3 protein-coding genes are annotated in these 1,941 nt (G+C 68.6%); 1 reads left to right on the top strand and 2 read right to left on the bottom strand.

Annotated elements, in window-relative coordinates; genetic code table 11:
• Positions 1-142: 142 nt before the first annotated feature.
• The gene (locus tag QH283_RS15975; RefSeq protein WP_280503779.1) at positions 143-682 is read right to left on the bottom strand and encodes a carboxymuconolactone decarboxylase family protein; all 540 of its coding nucleotides are present in this window, start codon (positions 680-682) and stop codon (positions 143-145) included.
• A gap of 99 nt (positions 683-781) precedes the next feature.
• Positions 782-1,369, bottom strand: a complete 588-nt coding sequence (locus tag QH283_RS15970; protein ID WP_280503778.1) for a peroxiredoxin — start codon at positions 1,367-1,369, stop codon at positions 782-784.
• 102 nt (positions 1,370-1,471) lie between these two features.
• Between QH283_RS15970 and QH283_RS15965 the strand changes: the two genes are divergently transcribed.
• Positions 1,472-1,941 (top strand): LysR family transcriptional regulator (locus tag QH283_RS15965; RefSeq protein WP_280503777.1); only part of this gene is annotated, 470 nt, incomplete at its 3' end.

The following is a 1,941-nucleotide window of genomic DNA, read 5'->3' as shown; positions in this document are numbered from 1 at the left end:
CCCGCGCCCCCCCCCCCCCCCCGGCCGGGGGCGGGGGGGGGGGGCGGGTTTTTTTCTCTCCCCCTCTCTTTGTCCACCCCCCCGGCCCGGCGCGGCCGCGGGGGGGGGCGCCCCTTCGTGTGCTCGAAGAGCGGTGACCGGATCAGACCGCCGCGGCGGCGAGCGCCTCGGTGGACTGCACGGCCTGGCCGACGCCTGCCACGATCGCGGCGGCGCGCAGGGACTCGAAGATCACCTCACGGGACACCCCCGCCTCGCGCAGGGTGTGCTCGTGCGCCTCGAGGCAGTGCGCGCAGCCGTTGATCGAGGAGACCGCGAAGGACCACAGCTCGAAGTCGGCCTTGTCCACGCCCGGGTTGCCGATGATCTGCATGCGCAGGCCCGCCCGCAGGTCGTCGTAGCGACCGTCCAGGAACGCCCGGCCCCGGTAGAACACGTTGTTCATGCCCATGATCGAGGCCGCGCCGAGGGCGGCGTTGTACGCCTCCTCCGACAGCACGTCGGCGGCTTCCTCGGCGATCTCGCGCAGCGTGGTGGCCGAGCGGGTGGCGGCGGCCGAGGCGAGCAGGGTGCCCCACAGCTGCTGCTCGTTCAGCACGGTGGTCCGTGCGATGGAGGACAGATTGAGCTTGAGGTCCTTGGCGTACTCGGGGAGGGAGTTCTTCAGGTTCTCAATGCTCATTCTTTCGACCTCTTTCGCGTAGGGCCGCCGTCCGGCGGGCGGCTGGGGATGTGATGACTCCCTGGTGGGAGTGGAGTGGAGTGTGGGGCGGGGTTCGACTCAGACGCTGGCGGCGAGCAGCTCGCCGGCGTTGATGGTCGGGTCGCCCTTCTTCCAGTTGCAGGCGCACAGCTCGTCGGACTGCAGGGCGTCGAGCACGCGCAGCACCTCGTCGACGTTGCGGCCGACCGAACCGGCGGTCACCGAGACGAACTGGATCTCGTTGTTCGGGTCGACGATGAAGGTGGCGCGGTCGGCGACGCCGTCGGCGTTCAGCACACCGGTGGCGGCGCTCAGCTCACGCTTGAGGTCCGACAGCATCGGGAAGGGGAGGGTCTTGAGGTCCTCGTGCTGGGCGCGCCACTGGAAGTGCACGAACTCGTTGTCGACGGAGACGCCGAGCACCTGGGCGTCGCGGTCGGCGAACTCGTCGTTCAGCTTGCCGAAGGCGGCGATCTCGGTGGGGCAGACGAAGGTGAAGTCCTTCGGCCAGAAGAAGACGATCCGCCACTTGCCCGCGTAGTCGTCGCTGGTGACCTGGGTGAAGTAGTCGTCGGGCTGCTGAGCGTCGACCTTCGACAGGTCACCGCCGATCACCGCGGTGAGGTTGTACGCGGGGAACTGGTCGCCGATGGTCAGCAGAGCCATGCTTTTCTCCTCGATGTATTCGGTGGATTCACGCCTTCGTCAACCATCTTGCCCAGTACCCTTCAAAAGGTAAAGGTGATGGGTGGCACTAGACTGATAGGCGTGAGTGATCATACTTATCAGCCAACCCTGTCACAGCTGCGTGCGTTCGCGGCTATCGCCGAGCATCGCCATTTCGGCACCGCGGCAGCGCGTCTGGGTGTGAGTCAACCCACACTGTCGCAGGCACTCGCCGCGCTGGAGAACGGGCTCGGATTGCAGCTGATCGAGCGCAGCACCCGGCGGGTGCTCGTGACGGCCGCGGGCATGCGGTTGCTGCCGCAGGCGCTGGCCACCCTGGAGGCGGCCGACCGATTCGTCGCCGCCGCCACCGGCACCGCGCTGGGCGGGCCGTTGCGCATGGGCATCATCCCGACCGTGGCCCCCTACATTCTGCCCGGTCTGCTCGGTCCGCTGCTCGACCGGCTGCCCACCCTGGTGCCGCAGATCGTGGAGGACCAGACCGCCCGGCTGCTGGAGGGGTTGCGCACCGGCGTGCTCGACGCGGCCCTGCTCGCCTTGCCCGCCGACCG

Source organism: Nocardia farcinica (assembly GCF_029867845.1).
Taxonomy (GTDB): domain Bacteria; phylum Actinomycetota; class Actinomycetes; order Mycobacteriales; family Mycobacteriaceae; genus Nocardia; species Nocardia farcinica_A.
Note: the sequence above shows the minus strand (reverse complement) of the source record. Positions and strands in the feature narration are given on the sequence as shown.

What these genes read in the sequence shown, in the direction of transcription:
- QH283_RS15975 (WP_280503779.1), bottom strand. Translation starts at nt 682, where the DNA reads ATGAGCATTGAGAACCTGAAGAACTCCCTCCCCGAGTACGCCAAGGAC.
- QH283_RS15970 (WP_280503778.1), bottom strand. Translation starts at nt 1,369, where the DNA reads ATGGCTCTGCTGACCATCGGCGACCAGTTCCCCGCGTACAACCTCACC.